The organism is Pseudonocardia sp. ICBG601 (genome assembly GCF_020496245.1).
In genome coordinates this window covers 807,636-827,158 of record NZ_JAHLJA010000150.1, presented here as the reverse complement: position 1 = coordinate 827,158, position 19,523 = coordinate 807,636, and the positions used below count along the sequence as shown (strand labels likewise).

The following is a 19,523-nucleotide window of genomic DNA, read 5'->3' as shown; positions in this document are numbered from 1 at the left end:
CGTACTGTCCGTCTACCTATACCGCAAATTGTGCATGTTCATTGACCCCGAAAGGGTGCACCGGAAGGGTTGATCGCAGGCCGGGGCGCGGCCGAGCGGACCTGCCGGCAGCGCCGACCACCACCGGCGGAGGACAGCGCGACAGTCGCACCGCCCGACCTCTCCTGGGTCGGACGGGCGGTGCCGGCGCCTGACGCGGCCCCCGGGTCGCGACTGAGGAGAGCTGGGCAGATGCACGACGGACCCGTGGCCATCGCGACCGCACCCGAGGACGCCGCCGAGGAGGCCGACTCCCGGCAGGCGGCGGACCTCCTCCCGCCGGAGATGCTGGCCGCGGCCGTCGCCGGCGACGAGCGCGCGGTCGCGCTGCTCCTGGCGAAGGTGCACCCGCAGGTGGAGCGCTTCTGCCGGGCCCGGCTGGGCCGGCGCGAGACGATCCTCGGCTCGGCCGACGACGTCGCGCAGGACGTCTGCATGGCGGTGCTGGCCGTGCTCCCGGACTACCGGCCCTCGGGGATGTCGTTCCGGGCGTTCGTGTTCGGCATCGCCCGGCACAAGATCGCCGACGCGTTCCGGGCGATGGCCCGCAACCGCTGCGACGCCGTCGAGGAGCTCCCCGAGCGGCTCAGCCGCGAGGAGGACCCGGAGCAGGTCGTGCTCGACGCCGAGCGCAACGACCGCCTGTCCGAGCTCATGGGCCTGCTCGGCCCGCGCCAGGTCGAGATCCTCACGCTGCGCATCGCGGTCGGGCTGACCGCGGAGGAGACCGCCGACGCGCTCGGCTCCACCCCCGGCGCGGTCCGCGTCGCCCAGCACCGCGCGCTGCAGCGGCTGCGCCGCGAGCTCGAGGACCGCGCGTCCCGCCGGGCCGGTGTCCGGGTCGTCGCCGTCCCCGCTCCGCGGACCCCCGTCCACACCCCCCGGGTCCTCGTCCCCGCGCCGCGGACCCCCCTCGACGCCCCGCTGCCGGTCGCCGTCTGACCGGGGCGTGACGGCGGACCCGCCGGCCCTCCGGTCGACCCCCCGGACCGGGAGCACGGCGGGACCCGCAGACGGCCGGTGCCGGTGCGCTCGGGCGCGCACCGGCACCGGCCGTTCCCTCCTCCGGGTGCCGGTAACCTGGCACGACCGGCCTCCCGCGGCGTCCCCACGCCGCGCGGCCTACGGTGTGGCGCGGGCGCAGGGCGCCCGCCCCGTCGCCGACCCGTCGCCAGCCGTACCCGTCACGAGAGACCCACCGGTGCAGACCCACGAGATCGTCCGTCGTTTCACCGCCCACTTCGAGAGCAACGGGCACACGCCCGTCCCCAGCGCCTCGCTGATCCTCGAGGACCCGCAGCTGCTGTTCGTCAACGCGGGCATGGTGCAGTTCAAGCCGTACTTCCTCGGCGACGTCCCCGCGCCCTACCCGCGCGCGACGTCGATCCAGAAGTGCGTCCGCACCCCGGACATCGACGAGGTCGGCAAGACCACCCGGCACACCACGTTCTTCCAGATGGCCGGGAACTTCTCCTTCGGCGACTACTTCAAGCGCGGCGCCATCGAGTTCGCCTGGTCGCTGATCACCCGCAGCCAGGACGAGGGCGGCTACGGCTTCGACCCCGAGATCATCTGGGTCACCGTCTACCACGACGACGACGAGGCCATCGCGCTCTGGAAGGAGATCGCCGGCCTGCCCGAGGAGCGCATCCAGCGCCGCGGCGGCGACGACAACTACTGGGACATGGGCGTCCCCGGCCCCGGCGGCCCCTGCTCGGAGATCTACGTCGACCGCGGCCCGGAGTTCGGCGCCGAGGGCGGCCCCGAGGCCGACGAGGACCGCTACCTCGAGATCTGGAACCTCGTCTTCATGCAGGACGAGCGCGGCGCGCTGTCCCCGAAGAAGGGGCACCCGCCGATCGGCACCCTGCCGCACAAGAACATCGACACCGGGATGGGTGTCGAGCGGGTCGCGTTCCTGCTCCAGGGCGTCAACAACGTCTACGAGACCGACCTCGTCCGCCCGGTCATCGCCAAGGCCGAGGAGCTGTCCGGGAAGCGCTACGGCGCGGGTGGCCCGGAGGGCGAGATCGACGACGTGCGCTTCCGCGTCATCGCCGACCACGCCCGCTCGTCGCTGATGATCGTCGGCGACGGCGTCACCCCCGGCAACGAGGGCCGCGGCTACGTGCTGCGCCGGCTCCTGCGCCGCATCGTGCGCTCGGCCCGGCTGCTCGGCGTCACCGGGCCGTGCCTGGGCGAGTTCGCCGCCGTCGTCCGCGACACCATGGCGCCGACCTACCCCGAGCTCGCCACCGACTTCGAGCGGATCTCCGCGGTCATCCGGGCCGAGGAGGACACCTTCCGCGCCACGCTGACCGCCGGCGAGCGGATCTTCGAGGGCGCGGTGTCCCGTGCCCGGTCCGCCGGAAGCGACACCCTGCCCGGCGACCAGGCGTTCGCGCTGCACGACACCTACGGCTTCCCGATCGACCTGACGCTGGAGATGGCCGCCGAGGCCGGGCTCACCGTCGACCGGGAGCGCTTCACCGCGCTGATGGACGAGCAGCGCTCGCGGGCCAAGGCCGACGCCGCCGGGCGCAAGGTCGGCTTCGTCGACGCCTCGGTCTACCGCGCCGTCCTCGACACCCACGGCGCCACCGACTTCCTCGGCTACCAGACGCTGCAGTCGGAGTCCCGGGTCGTCGGGCTGTTGCGTGACGGCGCCACCGTGCCCGCCGCCCACGAGGGCGAGCAGGTCGAGGTGCTGCTCGACCGCACCCCGTTCTACGCCGAGGCCGGCGGCCAGCAGGCCGACACCGGCGTGCTGCGCGGCGCGTCCTTCGAGGTCCGGGTGGACGACGTCCAGTCCCCGGTCGCCGGGCTGCGGGTGCACCGCGGCGTCGTCACCGCCGGCACCGTGACCCTCGACGCCGAGGTCGTCGCCGAGGTCGACCGCACCCGTCGGTCCGCGATCTCGCGCGCGCACACCGCCACCCACCTCGTGCACGCCGGGGTTCGCGGCGCGCTCGGCAGCGCCGCCGCCCAGGCCGGGTCGCTCAACGCCCCGGGCCGGCTGCGGTTCGACTTCACCTCCCCGACCGGGGCCGTGCCGCCCGCGGCGCTGGTCGAGATCGAGGAGGAGGTCAACTCGGTCCTGCAGGAGGACCGGGAGATCCAGACCTACGAGACGTCCATCGACGAGGCCCGCACGCTCGGCGCGATGATGCTGTTCGGCGAGAAGTACGGCGACCGCGTGCGCGTGGTCGACATGGGCGACTACTCGCGCGAGCTGTGCGGTGGCACCCACGTCGGGCGCACCGGCGAGCTCGGCCTGGTCCGGGTGCTGTCCGAGGCCTCCATCGGCTCCGGGGTGCGCCGCGTCGAGGCGCTGGTGGGGCTGGACGCCTTCAAGCACGCCACCACCGAGCACCTGCTGGTCAACCAGCTCGCCGACCAGCTCAAGGCCCGTCCGGAGGAGCTGCCGGAGCGGATCAACGGGATCGTCGAGCGGCTGCGGACCGCCGAGCGCGACCTGGAGAAGCACCGCGCCGACGCCGTCCTGGCCTCGGCCGGGGCGCTCGCCCAGCAGGCCGAGGACCTCGACGGGACCGCCCTGGTCGCTGTCACCGCGCCGGACGGTGTCGGTGGCAACGACCTGCGGACCCTCGCCGCCGACGTCCGCGGCAAGCTGGGCGACCGGCCCGGTGTGGTCGTGCTGTTCGGCGTCGACGGGGAGAAGGTGTCCTTCGTCGTCGCCACCACGAAGGCGGCCCGGGACAACGGGATCGCCGCCGGGAAGCTGATCGGGGAGTTCGCCGCGGCCGTCGGCGGGCGCGGCGGCGGCAAGCCCGACCTCGCCCAGGGCGGTGGCACCGACCCGGCCGGGATCGACGCCGCGGTGCAGAAGCTGCGCGCCGCGCTGCGTCCGTGACCCCCACCCGCGGGCGGCGCCTGGGCATCGACGTCGGCGCCGTCCGCGTCGGGGTCGCGATGTGCGACCCGGACGGGATCCTCGCGACCCCGGTCGAGACCGTGCCCCGCGACGCCGAGGGCGGCGCCGACGTGCGCCGGATCGCCGCGCTGGTGGCCGAGCACGACGTCGTCGGCGTCGTGCTCGGGCTGCCCCGGAACCTGCGCGGCGAGGACGGTCCGGCCGCCGTCGCCGCACGGGAGTTCGCCGCCGCACTGGAGGCGGGGCTGGACATCCCGGTCGAGCTGACCGACGAGCGGATGACGACCGTCGTCGCGACCCGGCAGCTGGCCGGGCGCGGCGTGCGCGGCCGCAAGCAGCGTGCGGTCATCGACCAGCAGGCCGCGGTGGCCATCCTGCAGGGCTGGCTGGATACCACCCGCGGAACCTGATCACCGTGACCGGGGGTGACCACGGGCCGGGCCCGCGGCGGATACCCTCGACCGCGTGACCGGCGCCGGCGAGAACGACGTGACGTCCCGGGGCCCGATGTGAGCGTGACCGCGGGGCCCGTACGGCACCGTCCGACCCCGGTGCACTTCCGGCGGCGGCGGCTCGCCCTGCTGGGGTCGGCGCTGCTGGCCGGCGCGGTGCTCGTCGCCGTCGGCCTGTACCTGCGCGGCGCCGACGACTACGCCGGCTCCGGCAGCGGTTCGGTCGTGGTGCGCGTCGAGTCCGGCGACACCACCAGCGCGATCGGGGAGACCCTGGTCGGGCTGGACGTGGTGAAGTCCCGGGCCGCGTTCGTCGAGGCCGCCGCCGAGGAGCCCGACATCCAGCGGGTCCAGCCCGGCTACTACGAGCTCCGCTCGCAGATGTCGGGCGACTCCGCGGTCGAGGGGCTGCTCGACCCGGAGCGGCGCGTCGGGTTCTTCGACGTCAAGGGCGGCGTCCAGCTCGACGACACCCGCGCCCCGGACGGCACCGTCTCCCCGGGCGTGCTGTCCCAGATCTCCCGCGCCACCTGCCTCGGCACCGCGGACGGCGACGCCCGCTGCACCGACGTCGACGCGCTGCGCGCCGCGATGGCCGACGCCGACCCGGCCGCGATCGCCGTCCCCGAGTGGGCCCGCGCGGGCTACCGGGCGGCCGCCCCCGGACGCCGGATGGAGGGCCTGGTCGCCCCCGGGCCGTACGACCTGGACCCGCGCGGCACCCCGGAGCAGGTGCTGCGCCAGGTGCTCACCGCGTCGGCGACCAGGCTGGCGGCCGCCGGGCTGGGCGGGGAGAACGCCTACCGCACCCTCGTCCTCGCCTCCGTCGTGGAGAAGGAGGCGCTCGTCCCCGACATGCCGAAGGTGGCCCGGGTGATCGAGAACCGGCTCGCGGTGAACCAGCGCCTGGAGATGGACTCCACCGTCAACTACCCGCTCGACGTGCAGGCGCTGCGCACCACGGCCGAGGCCCGCGGCACCCCCGGGCCGTACAACACCTACCTCAACACCGGGCTGCCGCCGACGCCCGTCGCCTCGGTGTCCACCGCGGCGCTCTCGGCCGCTGAGAAGCCGGCTGCGGGCCCGTGGCTGTTCTTCGTGCGGTGCACCACCGAAGGCGCCTCCTGCTTCGCCACGACCTACCCCGAGCACCTCGGCAACGTCGACCGCGCCCGCGCCGCCGGAGCGTTCTGACCCATCACCGGGCGCGCATGCAACCTGGGCCCAACCCGTGACGGCGCTCACCCCCCGCCGGTAGACCGGGACCTGACAGCGACGTCAGGCGAGAGGAGCCAGCGATGCGTGCGGTCGTCTACCGGGGACCCGGGGACCTCGACATCACCGACGTGCCCGAGGGCGAGGTGGGTCCCGGCGAGGTCCGGCTCAAGGTCGGGTTCAACGGCATCTGCGGCTCGGACCTGCACGAGTACTACGCGGGCCCGATCTTCATCCCGAACGGGGAGAAGCACCCGCTCACCGGCCGCGAGCTGCCGCTGACCCTCGGCCACGAGTTCTCCGGGACCGTCGTCGAGATCGGGTCCGGGGTCGAGGGCGTCACCGAGGGCGACCGGGTCGCGGTGATGCCGCTCTACACCTGCGGGACCTGCTCACGCTGTTCCGAGGGCCGCTACAACGTGTGCGCGCAGATCGGCTTCCACGGGCTGATGGCCGACGGCGGCATGGCCGAGACGACCGTCGTCCCGGCGCACATGCTGCACCCGCTGCCGGAGAACGTGTCGCTGGAGATGGGCGCGCTCGTCGAGCCCATGGCCGTGGCCTACCACGCGGCGAAGCTCGGCGGGGTGAACCCGGGCGACACCGCGCTGGTGTTCGGCGCCGGGCCGATCGGGATCGGCCTGTGGTTCGCCCTGCGCGGCATGGGCGTGGAGAACGTCCGCGTCGTCGAGCCGTCGGCGACCCGGCGCGGCGCGATCGAGCGGCTCGGCGCGCACACCCTCGACCCGACCGCCCAGGACGTGCCGGCGATCGTGGCGGAGACGACGAACGGCCGCGGCGCCGACGCCTGCTACGACGCCGCGGGCGTGGCCCCGGCCGTCGCGACCGCGCTGGACTCGCTGGGGGCGGGCCGCCCGATGGTCAGCGTCGCGATCTACGAGACGCCGCTGGTGACCCCGCTGCTCAACCTGGTCCTCGGCGAGTCCCGCATCCAGGGCTCGCTCTGCTACACCCACGAGGACTACCGGGCGGTGATCGAGCTGATGGCGAACGGCCACTACGACACCACCGGCTGGATGGAGAAGATCGCCATGCGTGATGTCGTCGAGGAGGGCTTCGAGGCGCTGCACGCGGGCCGGAAGATGAAGGTCCTGGTCGACCCGTCCCTGGCCTGAGCGGGGGTCACTGCCCCCAGAAGCCCTCCGGCGGCCGGGGCGAGGGTGCGGCGCACGCGTCGGTGACGACGCCCGCGCCGCGCCCGAGGGCGCGGGTGTCGGCGTCGTCGAGCACCCGGGCCGGGAACGGGTCCCCGGCCGCCCGGCGGGTCACCCCGGGCACCGGCAGCTCCCGGTCCGACGCGGCCAGCACGAGGTTGCCGAACCGGCGCCCGTGCAGCACGTCCGGGGCGGCGACGAGCGCGAGCTCGGCGAACGCCGCCCCGGCCGTCGCGATCTGGCCGGGCAGGAACGGCCAGGGGGCGCCGTCGCCGAGGTTCGCCACGTGCATCCCGGTCGGCGCGAGCACCCGGCGGACGGCGGTGAGGAACTCCGCCGTCGTGACCTGGGCCGGGGTGCGGGCCCCGGCGAACACGTCGACGACCACGACGTCGAACGAGGCCGGTGCGAACCGGCCCAGGGTGGCGCGTGCCTCCCCGGTGACCACGGCCAGCCCGTCGGCGACCCCCGGGCCCGGCAGCCGGTGCGCGACCAGGGCGGCCAGCTCGCCGTCGAGCTCGACGACGGTCTGGGCCGACCCGGGGCGCGTCGCGGCGACGTAGCGGGCCAGCGTCCACGCCCCGCCGCCCAGGTGCAGCACCCGCAGCGGCACGGCGGGCGGCGCGGCGAGGTCGACGAGGTGGGCGATCCGGCGGACGTACTCGAACTCGAGGTGCTCGGGGTCGTCGAGGTCGACGTGGGACTGGGCGGTCCCGTCGAGCAGCAGCGTCCACGACGACGGCCGCGCCGCGTCCTGCACCAGCTCGGCGACACCGTGGTCGACCTCGGCGCGGACCACCGCCCCGGCCCGGCGGTCACCCTGCGGCGCACTGGAACCCATTCCGGTCATCCTGCCCGCGCCCGGCGGGTTGTCCACAGGCGGGCAACCCGTCGGTCCGGACGGCGTCGCGGCCCCCAGGATCGGGATATGAGCCTCGTCGTCCCCGCCGCCGCCCTGGGTCTCGTCGCCGGGGCGGGCACCCGGTGGCTGCTGGTCCGGCTGCCGCGCGGGGCGCCGGTCCCGGTGGGGTGGTGCGAGGCGGGGCTCGCGGCGTGCTGGGCGGCGGTCGCGCTGGCGGTGCAGGCCGGGCGGCTGGACCCGCGGTGGGCGGCGCTGCTCGCGGCGCTGTCCTGGCTGGCCGTCGCCGGGTCGGCGACCGACCTGCTGGTCCGGCGGCTCCCGAACGCGCTGACGGTGCCCGCACTCGGGCTGGTGCTGGTCGCGCTCGTCCCGGCCGGGAGCGGCGCCGTGCAGCGCGGCCTGGCCGGGGCGGTCCTGCTCGGCGGCGCCTACCTGGTGGTGCACCTGGTCTCGCCGCACGCGATGGGCGGCGGCGACGTGAAGCTGGCCGCCCCGGTGGGGGCCGCGGCCGCCGGTGCGGGGTGGGCGCTGCTCCCGGTGGTCGCGGTGGGCGCCGCGGTCGCCTCGGCGGCGGTGGCGCTCGTCGCGGTCGTGGCCGGCCGGGCCGGGTGGGGGAGCAGGCTCCCGCACGGGCCGGTGCTGCTCGGGGTGGCGCTCGCCGTCGTCGCGGTGGCCGTACCGGGGCCCCGGATCCCCGGGTGAGAGGATGGTCGCCGTGCTGCGATGGATCACCGCCGGGGAGTCCCACGGTCCGGCCCTGGTGGGCGTGCTGGAGGGCATGGTCGCCGGGGTCTCGGTCACCACCAAGGAGCTGCAGGCCGAGCTGGCCCGCCGCAAGCTCGGCTACGGCCGCAGCCCGCGGATGGCGTTCGAGGCCGACGAGCTGGAGGTCATCGGCGGCCTGCGGCACGGCGTCACCCAGGGCGGGCCGGTCGCGGTCCGCATCGCCAACACCGAGTGGCCCAAGTGGGAGACGGTCATGGCCGCCGACCCGGTGGACCCGGAGCTGATCGCGAACCGGGCCCGCAACGCGCCGCTGACCCGGCCCCGCCCCGGCCACGCCGACCTCGCCGGCATGACCAAGTACGGCTTCGACGAGGCCCGCCCGGTCCTGGAGCGCGCCAGCGCCCGCGAGACCGCCGCCCGCGTCGTGCTCGGCACCGTGGCCAAGGCGTTCCTGCAGCAGGCCCTCGGCGTGACGATCGTGTCCCACGTCGTGGGCATCGGCGCCGTCGACGCCCCGGACGACGAGCCGCTGCCCGGCCCCGCCGACCTCGACCGCATCGACGCCAACCCGGTGCGCGCCTTCACCGACGCCACCGGCGCCGCGATGGCCGCCGAGATCGACGCCGCGCACGACGCCGGCGACACCCTCGGCGGGGTCATCGAGGTCATCGCCTACGGGATGCCGGTCGGCGTCGGCACCTACGTGCAGGCCGACCGCCGGCTCGACGCCCGGCTCGCCGCCGCGCTGATGGGCATCCAGGCGATGAAGGGCGTCGAGATCGGCGACGGCTTCCGCACCGCGCACCGCCGCGGCTCCGTCGCCCACGACGAGATGGTCCCCGCCGGCTCGCCCGGGCAGGGCCCGGCGGGCACCGTCCCGGTCACCCGGCTCACCAACCGGGCCGGCGGCATCGAGGGCGGCATGACCAACGGCGAGCCGGTCCGGGTCCGGGTCGCGATGAAGCCCATCTCCACCGTGCCGCGGGCGCTGCGCACGATCGACACCACCACCGGCGAGGAGGCCACCGCCATCCACCAGCGGTCCGACGCCTGCGCCGTGCCGCGTGCCGGGGTCGTCGTCGAGACGATGGTGGCGCTGGTGCTGGCCCAGGCCGCGCTGGAGAAGTTCGGCGGCGACTCGCTCGACGAGACCCGCCGCAACCTCGCCTCCTACCTGGCGGGGCAGCGGTGACCGCGCCGGCCCCCACCCCGGCCCCCGATGCCGAGGGCCGCCCCTGGGTGGTGCTCGTCGGCCCGCCCGGGTCCGGCAAGAGCACGGTCGGCTCGCTGCTCGCGCAGCGGCTCGGCCTGACCTTCGCCGACACCGACGCCGCGATCGTCGCGCGCATCGGCAAGCCGATCGCGGAGATGTTCGTGCAGGAGGGCGAGGCCGCGTTCCGCGCGCTGGAGCGCGAGGTCGTCGCCGAGCAGCTGCGGGCCGGGCACGGCGTCCTCGCCCTCGGTGGCGGCTCGGTGCTGGCCGCCGAGACCCGCGCGCTGCTCGCCGGGCACCGCGTCGTCGCCCTGGAGGTGGACCTCGCCGACGGGATGCGCCGCACCGGGATGTCCACCGCGCGCCCGCTGCTGGCCGGGGTGAACCCGCGCGCGACGTTCCGGGCGCTGCTCGCCGAGCGGGCCCCGCTCTACGCCGAGGTCGCCACCGTGGCCGTCACGACGGTGCGCCGCAGCCCCAACCAGGTCGTCGCCGCCGTGCTGGCCGGGCTCGGGCACGGCCCGGCCGCGCTGCCCGAGGCGTCCCCGGACGCCGCCGACCCGTTCGACCGGCCCACCCCGCGCCAGGACTCGACGTTGCCGGTGCCCGGCTTCGGCTCGCCGCAGGACGGCACCGGCACCGAGCGGGCGGAGGCCCGATGAACGACACGTCCGGCACCACCGAGCCCGACGGCTCGGTCCGCATCGACGTCCGCACCGAGGCGCCCTACCCGGTGTTCGTCGGCGCCGGGGTGGCCGCGCGGCTGGCCGAGGTCGTCGCCGGCACCGGCGCCGGCCGGGTCCTCGTGCTGCACCCGCCGACGCTCGCCGACCGCGCCGGCGCCGCCCGCGCCGAGCTGGCGGCCGCCGGGCTGGCCGCGGCCACCCACGAGGTGCCCGACGCCGAGGACGGCAAGTCCCTGGCCTCGCTGGCCGACTGCTGGGACGCCTGCGCCCGGGCCGGACTGACCCGGGCCGACGTCGTCGTCGGGTTCGGCGGGGGAGCGGTCACCGACCTCGCCGGGTTCGTCGCCGCCACGTGGATGCGCGGGGTGCGGGTCGTGCACGTCCCGACCACGCTGCTCGCCATGGTCGACGCCGCCGTCGGCGGGAAGACCGGCATCAACACCGCCGCCGGGAAGAACCTGGTGGGCGCCTTCCACGAGCCGTCCGCGGTGCTCGTCGACCTCGACACGCTGCGCACGCTGCCACGTCCCGAGCTCGTCGCCGGGTCCGCGGAGGTGTGGAAGGCCGGGTTCATCGCCGACCCGGTCATCCTCGACCGCGTCCGCGCCGACCCGGCCGCCGCGCTGGACCCGGCCGGGCCGGTGCTGGCCGAGCTGGTGCGCCGCGCGATCCGGGTGAAGGCCGACGTCGTCGGGGCGGACCTGCGCGAGTCGCACCTGCGGGAGATCCTCAACTACGGCCACACCCTCGGCCACGCCGTGGAGCGCCGCGAGCGCTACCGGTGGCGGCACGGCAACGCCGTCGCCGTCGGCCTGGTGTTCGCCGCCGAGCTGGCCCGCGCCGCGGGGCGGCTCGACGACGCCACCGCCGACCTGCACCGCGAGGTGCTGGAGCTGGTCGGGCTGCCGACGCGCTACGAGCCCGGCGTGCTCGACGAGCTGACCGAGACCATGCGCGGGGACAAGAAGTCCCGGGCCGGGACGCTGCGGTTCGTCGTCCTCGACGGGCTCGCGGAGCCCGGCCGTCTGGAGGGCCCGGACGCAGGCCTGCTCGCGACCGCGTACGCGGCGATCAGCGGCTGAGGTGGCGGTCCGGGCGGGGGTCGCGCACGCCCGCCGGGCCGCCGACCGCTACCGCCACCAGCGCGGCAACCACCTGTCCGCCGCGGTCGCGTTCTACACCGTGATCGCGGCGGTGCCGCTGCTGCTCGTCCTGTTCTTCGCCCTCGGGCTGCTCGTGTTCTGGCGCACCACCTCCCGCGACGACCTGGTCCTCGCCGTCGAGGCGGCGTTCCCGGCCGGGCTGACCGACGCCGTCGCCCCCGCCGTCGAGGCCGCGGCCGCCCGCAGCGGGTCGCTCGTCGGGATCGGCGCGCTCGGGGTGCTGTGGGCCGGGTCGACGTGGACGTCGTACCTGCGGGAGGCGCTGTCGGCGCAGTTCCGGCTGCCCGCCGAGCGGATCGTCTCGCCGCGCCGGGTCCTGTGGGACCTGGGTGCGCTGGCCGTGCTCGGCGCCGCCGTCCTCGCCTCGGTGGTGGTGACGTTCGCCGTGACCGGGCTGGCCGGGTTCACCCTGGAGCTGGTGGGTGTCCGCGACGCGCTCGGCGGCCGGGTCGCGCTGCGGGTGCTCGGCGCCGTCGTGGTGCTGGTCCTGGACTGGGCCGTGTTCTGCTTCGTGCTGGCCCGGCTGCCGCGCCGACCGGTCCCGCTGCGCCGGGTCGTGCGCCCCGCCGCCGTCGGCGCGGTCGCGCTGGAGCTGCTCAAGCTCGGGGTCGCGCTGGTCGTCGGCGTCGTGTCCGACACCGCGGGCGGTGCCGTGTTCGGCACCGTGCTCGCGACACTGTTCTTCCTGTTCCTGCTGTCGCGGCTGCTGGTGTTCTCCGCGGCGTGGATCGCGACCGACGGGACCGACCCCGCACCCCGGTCAGAGACCGACGTCGTCGAGGACCCGGCGCAGCGGGTCCGGTAGCGCCCGCAGATCCAGCTCGGCGGCGAACAGCGCGCCGTAGCGGACCTTGCGCCCGGAGCGCGCCGAGAGGAACCGGCGCAGGTTCTCGTCGGCGCCGCGGCCGCGGCGGCCGGGCTGACGGGCCAGGGCGTGCAGCGCGGCGAGCTCACCGCAGGCGTCGAGGACGGCGTGCACCCGCGCGGTGCCGAGCGCCCGCAGCAGCTCGTCCTCCAGGTCGGCGTCGCACACCCGGACCGGCACCGCCGCGCCGGCGACCCGGCGGGAGTACGCCGCGGCGCCGGCGTCGCACAGCACGGCGACCCGGTCCGGGGCGGCCGGGGCGAGGGCCGCCAGCGCGGTGCCCAGGTTGGTGTAGCCGTGCAGGACGACGATCGCCACGTCGCCGGGCGGGGTGCCGCGGCGCCGCGCGAGGGTCTCGAGCACCGCGGCGTCGCTGGCCCCCTCGACGAGCACCACCGCGGCCGGGGTCACGACCCGGCCGTCACGATCCGGCCGTCATGACCCGAACGCGGCCACGAACTGCTCGGCCGAGGTCGCCCGGTAGACGGTGTTGGTGGCCCGCACGTCGTCGAGCGGGGCGTTCGACGCCGGCGAGTACCGGTGCCCCGGGTAGACCGTCGGGTTGCCCTTCAGCGCAGCCAGCTGCTGCAGCGAGTGGTACATCTGCGCGGTGTCGCCGCCCGGGAAGTCGGTGCGCCCGCAGCCCTGCAGGAACAGCGTGTCCCCGGCGACGAGCCGGTCGCCGTCCGGGCCGGGCACCAGGAAGCACTGGCTGCCCGGGGTGTGGCCGGGGGTGTGCAGCAGCCGGATCGCGACGTTCCCCACCTCGACGACGTCGTCGTGGTCGTGCGGGGTCAGGTCGGTCGCCGACAGCCCGGTCACCCGCGTCACGTAGTCGGCCTCGGCGCGCTGCACGTGGATCGGCACCGGGTGCGACCCGATCAGCTGCGCGACGCCGACGAGGTCGAAGCCCATCATCGTGCCGCCGACGTGGTCGGGGTGGTGGTGCGTGGCCAGCACCCCGGTCAGGCGCATGCCGTCGGCGTCGAGGGTCGCGAGCAGCTCGTCGGGGGAGTAGGCCGGGTCGACGACGACGGCCTCGCGGGTCTCGTCGTCGCCGATCAGGTACGAGAAGTTGACCATCTGGGTGGCCACCGGGTCACCCACGGCGTAGTCCTGGCCCGACAGCAGCTGGCGGAAGTAGAGACCCATGGCCGCGACCCTAGACATAGGGTTCGGGCCATGTCCCACCCCGCCCGGCGCGACACCCTGCGCGCCCTGCTCCCCGCCGCCGGACTGGACGCGCTGCTGGTCACCGACCTGCTCGACGTCCGGCACCTCACCGGGTTCACCGGCTCCAACGCCGCCGCGGTGATCGCCGCCGACCCGGGCGACGACCTGCTCTGCACCGACGGGCGCTACCGCGTCCAGGCCGCGGAGCAGTGCCCCGACCTGGAGGTCCTCGTCGAACGGCCGAGTGCGCCGGCCGGCGCGGCCCGGGTCCCCGCCGGGCTGACCCTCGGCTACGACTCGGCGACGCTGACCGTCGACGGGCTGGCCGCGGTCCGCGACGCCGTCCCCGGCCGCAGGCTGCGCCGCGCCCCCGGGCTGGCCGGGCGGCTGCGCGCGGTCAAGGACGCCGGCGAGGTCGAGCGGATCGCCGCGGCCTGCGCGCTGGCCGACACCGCGCTGCGCGCCCTGCTCGACGACGGCGGCCTGCGCCCGGGCCGCACCGAGGCCGACGTCGCGCTCGACCTCGACGACCGGATGCGCCGCCTGGGCGCCGACGGCCCCGCCTTCGACACCATCCTCGCCGCGGGCCCGCACTCCGCGGTGCCGCACCACCGCCCCACCGGGACCGAGCTGCGCCGTGGCGACCTCGTCAAGATCGACTTCGGGGCGGCGCTGGACGGCTACCACTCCGACACCACGCGCACGTTCTGCCTGGGCCCGGCCGCGGACTGGCAGCGTGAGCTGCACGCCCTGGTCGACGCCGCCGCCGCGGCCGGGCGGGCCGCGCTCGTCGACGGGGCGTCGGTGACCGCCGTCGACGCGGCCGCCCGGGACGTGATCACCGCCGCCGGGCACGGCGAACGGTTCCCGCACGGCCTCGGGCACGGGGTCGGGCTCGCGGTGCACGAGCCGCCGTGGCTCGGGATCACCGCCACCGGGCGGATCGACGCCGGCAACGTCGTGACCGTCGAGCCGGGCGTCTACCTCGACGGACGGGGCGGGGTGCGGATCGAGGACACCCTGCACGTCGTCGCGGGCGGCCCGGCCGTGCCGCTGACCGGGCTGCCCCGCGAGCTCATCGAGATCTGAGCGCCTCCCGCCACGGCACGGTCGCCCCGATCCGCAGCACCGACCGCTCGTAGACCCGGGCGCCCGCCTTCGCCAGCAGGACCAGCGCCACCAGCATGACCAGGGCCGACCCGGCGACGTGCCAGGCGGTCGCCGACCCTTCGGCGATCATCAGCGGCATCAGCATCGCCGGGAACGGCGGGATCCACGACAGCACGCCGAGCACCGCGGAGTCCGGCGAGCCCAGGAACCAGAACGAGACGCCGTACATCGCGAACAGCAGCATCATCAGCGGCCCGGTGGTGGTGTTGACGTCCTCCTGGCGCGAGACCAGCGACCCGGCGGCGGCGTAGAGCACCGCGAAGAAGGCGTAGCCGAGGACGAACCAGCCCAGTGCGGCGCCGAACACCCCGAGCGCGGTGCCGGTGATCGTCAGCAGGCCGGTGGCGATCCCGGCGCCGATGCCGACGACGCCGTAGAGCAGCAGCTGCACCAGCCCGACCGCGCCGATGCCCAGCACCTTGCCCCACAGCAGGTGCAGCGGGCGGATCGTCGACAGCAGCAGCTCCACCACGCGGCTGGACTTCTCCTCGACCACGCCCATGGCGACGGTGAGGCCGAAGCCCACGATCTGCATGAACATCACGATCAGCACGACGAACGACAGCGCGGTGCGCTGCCCGGCCTCGGGGTCGGCGGGGTCGAGCGCGTCGACGGTGAGCCCGGCGGGCGGGGTCGCGGCGGCCAGCTCGGCCGGGGTGAGGCCCACCGTCGCCAGCGCGGCCGCGGTGGCCCGGTCGGCGAGCGCGGCGTCGAGCACCGCGCGGGTCGCCGACGGCACCTCGGAGTCGACGACGGCGACCGCGCCCGCCGGGCCGTCCGCGGTCAGGGCGACGTCGAGGTCCCCGGCGGCGACGGCGTCGCGCCCGGCGGCCGCGGACGGCACCTCCCGGACCTCGACGGGCAGGCCGAGCCGCTCCCCGGCGGTCGTGACCGCCGCGGCGAGCGAGGCGTCCCCGGCCACCCCGACGGTGGGCCGGTCGTCGCCGCCGGAGCCGAACACCGCGTAGGCGACCATGCCGCCGACGATGACCAGCACCATGATCGCGTTGCTGATCCAGAAGCTGCGCTTGTGCACCTGCACCCGGAACTCGCGACGCGCGACGAGCGCGACCGCGCGGTGCGCGGGCAGGGTGGCGGACCCGGTCATGCGACGACCTCCCGGTACAGATCGGTCAGGGACGGCGTGGTGACGGTGAAGCCGCGCACCGGCCCGGTGGCGAGCGCCGCGGCGAGGACCCGCTGGTCGTCGGCGCCGTCGCCGAGCGCCAGGACGGTGCGGCCGCGGTCGTGGGCGAGCACGGTGACCCCGGGCAGGCCCTGCGCCCAGCCGGGCGCGGCGGCGGGGGCGTGGACCTCCAGCCGGGTGCCGCCACCGCGGCGCACCTCGCCGACGGTGCCGACGGTCCGCATCCGGCCGGCCACGAGGATCCCGACCCGGTCGCACAGTCGCTGCACCAGGTCGAGCTGGTGGCTGGAGAACAGCACCGGCACCCCGGCGCGGGCCTTCTCCCGCAGGACCTCGCTCATCACGTCGACGGCGACCGGGTCCAGCCCGGAGAACGGCTCGTCGAGCACCAGCACCGCCGGGTCGTGCACGAGCGCGGCGGCCAGCTGCACGCGCTGCTGGTTGCCCAGGCTGAGCGCGTCGACGGTGTCACCGAGCCGGTGGTCGACGCCGAGCTGCTCGGCCCAGTGCAGCACCGCCCGGCGCGCCGCGGCCCGGTCGACGCCGTGCAGCTCGGCCAGGTAGGTGAGCTGCTCGCCGACCTTCATCTTCGGGTACAGCCCGCGCTCCTCGGGCATGTAGCCGATCGTGCGGCGCACGTCGAGGTCGACCGGGCGCCCGCCGACGCGGACCTGCCCGGAGTCCGCCGCCAGCACCCCGAGGGCGATCCGCATGGTCGTCGTCTTCCCGGCGCCGTTGGAGCCGACGAAGCCGAAGATCTCGCCCGGGCGGACGTCGAAGCTCACCCCGTCCAGGGCGACGGTGCCGCCGTAGCGCTTGGTCAGCGCGTCGATCTCGAGCGTCGCGCCGGTGCCGGTCACCGGCCCGGCCCGGAGCTGCTGCTGCTGTGCTGTCATCGGTCCCTCCCCGCTCGTGGGGGCCGACGCTACGAGCCGGGGGCCCCTTCACGGATCGGCGCGGAGGACGAGATCGGCGACGCGGCGGGGTCGTCCTCGCGGACGAGCGGGCTGCGGGGCAGCACCGCGCGGACCGTCCACCCCGGACCGTCGCCGGGGCCGGTGTACAGGTCGCCGCCGAGCAGCGCGACCCGTTCCCGCATGCCGAGCAGGCCCAGGCCGGAGCCGGTGCCGTCGGGCCGGTGGCCGGGCACCGGGCCGTCGTCGCCGACCTCCACGACGACGGGCTCGTCGGCGCCGCCCTGGGTGACCCGCACCCGGGTGGGGGTGGGCCCGGCGTGGCGCAGGGTGTTGGTCAGGGCCTCGGTGACGATGCGCCGGGCGAACAGCTCCGCCTCGCCGGGCGTCTCCGCCGGCGGGCCCTCGACCGTCACCGTGACCGGCAGACCCGCCGAGCGGGACGGCGCGACCAGCGCCTGCAGCGCGGCGGGGGACAGGTCCGCGCCGTCCGGGTCCGGACCCAGGTCGGCCAGCGCGGGCAGCGCCTCGGCGACCCGGCGGACCGAGTCGGCGATGTGCCCGAGCGCCTCGGCGCGCGCCGCCGGGTCGGCGGCGAGCCGCGCGGCCCCGGCCTGCACCGCCACCGCGGAGACGTGGTGGGCGACGACGTCGTGCAGGTCGCGGGCCACCCGCAGGCGTTCGCGGGTGAGCGCGTCGCGCACGCCCGCCTCGGTGAGCGCGCGCCGCCGGGCCGCGGTGTCGAGCCGGTGGTGGCGGACCGCGACCCCGGCCGCCCACAGCGGCACCACGGCCAGGAAGTTCAGCACCACCACCGACTCCGGGTAGCCGAGCCGGTCCCACACCCCCGTCAGGACACCCCCGGCGACGACGACGAGCGTCGACACCACCACGGCCACCGCGGACGTCACGACCGGCGCCGCCGTCGCCGCGCCCCAGACCAGCAGGATCCAGGCCGACTCGGCGAACACGTTCGAGCCGTCGAGCAGCCCCGCGGCGAGCGACCCGGCCCCGGCGAGCAGCAGCGCCGGCACCGGCGCGGTCCGCCACCAGGCGACGAGTGCGAACTGCGCCACCACGACGGCCGCCGCGGCCGGGTTCCGCCAGGGCAGCGCCAGCATGCGCAGGAACCCGTCGACGACCGGCTGCCCGGTGTCCAGGCCGGCCACCGGGGCGACCAGCGCCCCCATCAGCAGTGCCGGGACCACGAACGCGACGAGCGCCCACAGCCCGGCCCGGTCGGGTAGCGGCAGCCGGCGCCGCCGCGGGGGTGCGGCGGGCACCGGCACCGCGGCGGCGACGGGCCCCGGCTCGGCGGCGGCGGGCGCGCGGAGCACGCCCAGGACCCGGCGCATCGCGGCCAGCACCGACCGGGCCCGCTCCCGCACGGCCCGCAGGTCGGCCTCGGTCGCGCCGGGGCCCAGCGCCCCGGCCTGGGCGACCAGGCCGCGCAGACCGCTGAGCACCCCGCCGCCGATCTCCTCGGCGATCCGGGACCGCTCGGCGTCCAGCGCGGTGCCGTGCCGCAGCCGGTCGGTCTCGGCCCGTTCCCGGTCGGCGCGCAGCGCGGCGGACCGGCTCCACCGCCCCGCGAGGGCGGCGATGACCAGCAGCGGCGCCACCACCACCGAGCCGCCGACGAGCATCCCCGCCTCGGTCGCCGGATCCGGCGACACCGGGACGCGCAGCAGCCCGGCCAGGCCGAGCGCACCGAGCCAGGGCAGCGTCACCCAGGCCGCCGCGCCGACCGGTCCGCGCTGCGGAGCCCGCGCGACGGAGAAGGCCAGCAGCGGCCACAGCAGCGCGGCGAACCCGCCGAGGAACGCCATCGCCGGGGCGGCGAGCACGGCCAGGACCAGGTAGGCGCGCCGCGGCCGGTGGCGGCGCAGCAGTACGGTGGCGGCCATCGCCAGGCTCAGCACCGCCGCCAGCGCCACGGACAGCGGCGGGGCGAGCCGGTGGGCGTAGCCGGGGATCTCCAGGACCAGGGCGGTGACCAGCTCCTGGGCGACCAGGATCAGCGCCAGCACCGCCAGCGCGACGTCCCCGGCGCGGGTGCCGGGCAGCGGCGTGGGGGCGGCGGGACCGTCCGGGCCGGGCTCAGCCGTCGGCACCGGCCGCTCCCACCAGCCCGTGCTCGTAGGCGAACACCACCAGCTGCACCCGGTCGCGCAGCCCCAGCTTGGTGAGCAGGTTCGAGACGTGGGTCTTGACCGTCGTGCCGCCCAGCACCAGCCGGTCGGCGATCTCGGCGTTGGACAGCCCGGCGGCGACCAGCCCGAGCACCTCCCGCTCCCGCTCGGTCAGCCCGGCCGCGGGCCCGGCCGGGGCGGGCGGGTCGGCCGGGACGAACGAGCCGACGAGCCTGCGGGTGACCGACGGCGCGAACAGCTCGTGCCCGGCGTGCACGGTGCGGACCGCGACCTGGAGGTCCTCCGGCTCGACGTCCTTCAGCACGAAGCCGGACGCGCCGGCCCGCAACGCGTCGTAGACGTGGCGGTCCAGGTCGAAGGTCGTCACCACCAGCACGCGGATGCCGGGGTCGCGCAGCGCGCGGATCCGCCGGGTCCCCTCGATGCCGTCGGTGCCGGGCATCCGGACGTCCATCAGCACGACGTCCGGGCGCAGGGTCTCGGCCAGCTCGGCGGCCTCCGCGCCGTCCCCGGCCTCCCCGACGACGTCGATGTCCGGCGCCGCCGCCAGCACCGTCCGCAGCCCCGCCCGCACCACCGCCTGGTCGTCGGCCACCACCACCCGCACCGTCATGGCGCCCATCCTGGCAGGTCGCCCGCCCCTCGGGCGGGCCGGTGAACCGGGTGGCGGTACCC

Annotated in this window: 17 protein-coding genes and 1 pseudogene; 11 read left to right on the top strand and 7 right to left on the bottom strand. The window is 76.3% G+C overall.

The genetic code is table 11. The features are described 5' to 3' along the window. Nucleotides 1–324 precede the first annotated feature (324 nt). From shbA to KPL57_RS49495, 5 genes and pseudogenes are all read left to right on the top strand, one after another. A pseudogene (gene shbA / locus KPL57_RS49515) lies at nucleotides 325–846 on the top strand (RNA polymerase sigma factor ShbA); the annotation flags it as partial. A 394-nt stretch (nucleotides 847–1,240) separates the two neighbouring features. Continuing rightward, nucleotides 1,241–3,913, top strand: coding sequence for an alanine--tRNA ligase (gene alaS / locus KPL57_RS49510; protein WP_226357350.1), 2,673 nt, complete (start codon nucleotides 1,241–1,243; stop codon nucleotides 3,911–3,913). Beyond that, entirely contained in the window at nucleotides 3,910–4,344 is a 435-nt protein-coding gene (gene ruvX, locus KPL57_RS49505) for a Holliday junction resolvase RuvX (RefSeq protein WP_226357349.1), read from the top strand. The genes alaS and ruvX overlap by 4 nt, the downstream gene beginning before the upstream one ends. Before the next feature lie 141 nt (nucleotides 4,345–4,485). Further along, nucleotides 4,486–5,580 (top strand): endolytic transglycosylase MltG, encoded by a 1,095-nt coding sequence (gene mltG / locus KPL57_RS49500; protein WP_226357348.1) that lies wholly within the window; start codon nucleotides 4,486–4,488, stop codon nucleotides 5,578–5,580. A 104-nt stretch (nucleotides 5,581–5,684) separates the two neighbouring features. Continuing rightward, nucleotides 5,685–6,737: a 2,3-butanediol dehydrogenase gene (locus KPL57_RS49495; RefSeq protein WP_226357347.1), complete on the top strand. Its 1,053-nt coding sequence runs from the start codon at nucleotides 5,685–5,687 to the stop codon at nucleotides 6,735–6,737. Between the two features lie 7 nt (nucleotides 6,738–6,744). Here the strand turns inward: KPL57_RS49495 and KPL57_RS49490 are convergent, their stop codons facing one another. After that, nucleotides 6,745–7,617, bottom strand: coding sequence for a spermidine synthase (locus KPL57_RS49490; protein ID WP_224402313.1), 873 nt, complete (start codon nucleotides 7,615–7,617; stop codon nucleotides 6,745–6,747). A gap of 87 nt (nucleotides 7,618–7,704) precedes the next feature. Between KPL57_RS49490 and KPL57_RS49485 the strand changes: the two genes are divergently transcribed. The 5 genes from KPL57_RS49485 to KPL57_RS49465 are packed head-to-tail and all read left to right on the top strand — an operon-like array spanning nucleotide 7,705 to nucleotide 12,231. Then, a complete protein-coding gene (locus KPL57_RS49485) occupies nucleotides 7,705–8,340 on the top strand; it encodes an A24 family peptidase (RefSeq protein ID WP_226357346.1) in 636 nt (211 codons plus the stop codon). Nucleotides 8,341–8,353: 13 nt separating this feature from the next. Then, nucleotides 8,354–9,556, top strand: coding sequence for a chorismate synthase (gene aroC, locus KPL57_RS49480; protein ID WP_226357345.1), 1,203 nt, complete (start codon nucleotides 8,354–8,356; stop codon nucleotides 9,554–9,556). Beyond that, complete coding sequence (locus tag KPL57_RS49475; RefSeq protein WP_308253124.1) at nucleotides 9,553–10,239, top strand: shikimate kinase; 687 nt, start codon at nucleotides 9,553–9,555, stop codon at nucleotides 10,237–10,239. Before aroC ends, KPL57_RS49475 begins: the two co-directional genes overlap by 4 nt. Beyond that, a complete protein-coding gene (gene aroB, locus KPL57_RS49470) occupies nucleotides 10,236–11,345 on the top strand; it encodes a 3-dehydroquinate synthase (protein WP_226357344.1) in 1,110 nt (369 codons plus the stop codon). The genes KPL57_RS49475 and aroB overlap by 4 nt, the downstream gene beginning before the upstream one ends. Nucleotide 11,346: 1 nt before the next feature. Beyond that, nucleotides 11,347–12,231, top strand: a complete 885-nt coding sequence (locus KPL57_RS49465) for a YhjD/YihY/BrkB family envelope integrity protein (RefSeq protein ID WP_226357343.1) — start codon at nucleotides 11,347–11,349, stop codon at nucleotides 12,229–12,231. Here KPL57_RS49465 and KPL57_RS49460 read toward each other — a convergent pair. Together KPL57_RS49460 and KPL57_RS49455 are read right to left on the bottom strand one after the other, a co-directional pair. Next, on the bottom strand, nucleotides 12,187–12,702 hold the full coding sequence (locus KPL57_RS49460) for a hypothetical protein (RefSeq protein ID WP_226357342.1): 516 nt from the start codon (nucleotides 12,700–12,702) through the stop codon (nucleotides 12,187–12,189). The two genes, KPL57_RS49465 and KPL57_RS49460, sit on opposite strands and share 45 nt — an antisense overlap. Nucleotides 12,703–12,726: 24 nt before the next feature. Continuing rightward, nucleotides 12,727–13,443 carry an MBL fold metallo-hydrolase gene (locus tag KPL57_RS49455; RefSeq protein WP_062395645.1) on the bottom strand — a complete coding sequence of 239 codons (717 nt, stop codon included), beginning with the start codon at nucleotides 13,441–13,443 and terminating at the stop codon, nucleotides 12,727–12,729. Between the two features lie 30 nt (nucleotides 13,444–13,473). On the opposite strand from KPL57_RS49455, the gene KPL57_RS49450 reads away from it, so the two are divergent. Continuing rightward, a complete protein-coding gene (locus KPL57_RS49450; protein ID WP_226357341.1) occupies nucleotides 13,474–14,553 on the top strand; it encodes a Xaa-Pro peptidase family protein in 1,080 nt (359 codons plus the stop codon). Here KPL57_RS49450 and KPL57_RS49445 read toward each other — a convergent pair. The 4 genes from KPL57_RS49445 to KPL57_RS49430 are packed head-to-tail and all read right to left on the bottom strand — an operon-like array spanning nucleotide 14,540 to nucleotide 19,461. Next, nucleotides 14,540–15,742 (bottom strand): ABC transporter permease, encoded by a 1,203-nt coding sequence (locus tag KPL57_RS49445; RefSeq protein WP_226357340.1) that lies wholly within the window; start codon nucleotides 15,740–15,742, stop codon nucleotides 14,540–14,542. The two genes, KPL57_RS49450 and KPL57_RS49445, sit on opposite strands and share 14 nt — an antisense overlap. After that, the gene (locus KPL57_RS49440) at nucleotides 15,739–16,677 is read right to left on the bottom strand and encodes an ABC transporter ATP-binding protein (protein ID WP_226357339.1); all 939 of its coding nucleotides are present in this window, start codon (nucleotides 16,675–16,677) and stop codon (nucleotides 15,739–15,741) included. The genes KPL57_RS49445 and KPL57_RS49440 overlap by 4 nt, the downstream gene beginning before the upstream one ends. 29 nt (nucleotides 16,678–16,706) lie before the next feature. Continuing rightward, nucleotides 16,707–18,809 (bottom strand): histidine kinase, encoded by a 2,103-nt coding sequence (locus KPL57_RS49435; RefSeq protein WP_226357338.1) that lies wholly within the window; start codon nucleotides 18,807–18,809, stop codon nucleotides 16,707–16,709. Next, entirely contained in the window at nucleotides 18,796–19,461 is a 666-nt protein-coding gene (locus KPL57_RS49430; protein ID WP_073574688.1) for a response regulator transcription factor, read from the bottom strand. The genes KPL57_RS49435 and KPL57_RS49430 overlap by 14 nt, the downstream gene beginning before the upstream one ends. Nucleotides 19,462–19,523 lie beyond the last annotated feature (62 nt).

Coding starts and splice junctions, on each gene's coding strand:
- KPL57_RS49430 (WP_073574688.1), bottom strand. CDS start 19,461: ATGACGGTGCGGGTGGTGGTGGCCGACGACCAGGCGGTGGTGCGGGCG.
- KPL57_RS49485 (WP_226357346.1), top strand. CDS start 7,705: ATGAGCCTCGTCGTCCCCGCCGCCGCCCTGGGTCTCGTCGCCGGGGCG.
- KPL57_RS49450 (WP_226357341.1), top strand. CDS start 13,474: ATGTCCCACCCCGCCCGGCGCGACACCCTGCGCGCCCTGCTCCCCGCC.
- KPL57_RS49495 (WP_226357347.1), top strand. CDS start 5,685: ATGCGTGCGGTCGTCTACCGGGGACCCGGGGACCTCGACATCACCGAC.
- KPL57_RS49490 (WP_224402313.1), bottom strand. CDS start 7,617: ATGGGTTCCAGTGCGCCGCAGGGTGACCGCCGGGCCGGGGCGGTGGTC.
- KPL57_RS49455 (WP_062395645.1), bottom strand. CDS start 13,443: ATGGGTCTCTACTTCCGCCAGCTGCTGTCGGGCCAGGACTACGCCGTG.
- aroB (WP_226357344.1), top strand. CDS start 10,236: ATGAACGACACGTCCGGCACCACCGAGCCCGACGGCTCGGTCCGCATC.
- KPL57_RS49445 (WP_226357340.1), bottom strand. CDS start 15,742: ATGACCGGGTCCGCCACCCTGCCCGCGCACCGCGCGGTCGCGCTCGTC.
- KPL57_RS49440 (WP_226357339.1), bottom strand. CDS start 16,677: ATGACAGCACAGCAGCAGCAGCTCCGGGCCGGGCCGGTGACCGGCACC.